Here is a 902-nt window from a genome sequence, read left to right as displayed (position 1 = left end):
GGTTAAGTGTATAATAATTATAAGATACGAATAAAAAATTATTAGAATATATATTAGTTAAATAGTTACTGAGAAAGGTGATTAGGTTGAAATATAAAGTAAATATTAAAGACACACAATCTTACTTAGATATGTATAATAAGCCATGCAAGTGTATTTGGTGTAAAAATTACTTAAAAACTTTTACAAGTATATACCCAGAAGCAGTAGAAGTATTGAATAAACTAGGTGTTCGTGTAGAGTACCCATTAGAAATAATAGATTGTTTTTGGAACGATAGAGAAGATAAACGATGTTATGAAAGTTATTATTCTATTAAAGGTGAATTATTTGAAGATAAAACCGTTATATATGATAAAGATGTAGTTATAACATTATATCAATCAGATACTGATGAACCTATATATAGTAATACAGGTATGGAAAAACCATATTTTATATTAAAGATTGCAAATATTGAATTGCCATGGGTATTGGATAAAATACCTGAAGATTAATAAATTAGTTAGATTAAATTTAATAAAAGACTATATCTTAGTATTTGAACCACTATAACTATTAAGATACAGCTTTTTTATATGATTAAAGTGATAAATTGTATAGTATTATAAAGTTAAATATTAAGGAGTTTGAAATAATAGATTTAAGGGATAAAGCTAAGAACTTAAAATTAGACATATCTGTGGTATACATTGCTTTAAAAAGAAATGAATATAGTGATATAGTTAGAATAAAAATGGGGGGAGTTATGATGAATCCAATAGTAACTATAAACTGGGAGCTATTATTACAAATTATTGTTACTATAGCTTTGTTATTATATATATTAATTAAAATAGTAAAACACATATTAAAATAGTAAATCAAATTTATAGAATAAATTTGATTTACTATTTTAATAT

Annotated in this window: 2 protein-coding genes; both read left to right on the top strand. The window is 22.8% G+C overall.

Annotated elements, in window-relative coordinates:
* Positions 1–86 precede the first annotated feature (86 nt).
* Positions 87–497 (top strand): hypothetical protein, encoded by a 411-nt coding sequence (locus QX51_RS08545; RefSeq protein ID WP_039679494.1) that lies wholly within the window; start codon positions 87–89, stop codon positions 495–497.
* A gap of 98 nt (positions 498–595) precedes the next feature.
* A complete protein-coding gene (locus QX51_RS08540; RefSeq protein WP_039679493.1) occupies positions 596–859 on the top strand; it encodes a hypothetical protein in 264 nt (87 codons plus the stop codon).
* Positions 860–902 lie beyond the last annotated feature (43 nt).

Origin of the sequence: Terrisporobacter othiniensis (assembly GCF_000808015.1) — a bacterium.
Taxonomy (GTDB): domain Bacteria; phylum Bacillota; class Clostridia; order Peptostreptococcales; family Peptostreptococcaceae; genus Terrisporobacter; species Terrisporobacter muris.
This window is presented reverse-complemented; position numbering and strand designations above follow the sequence as displayed.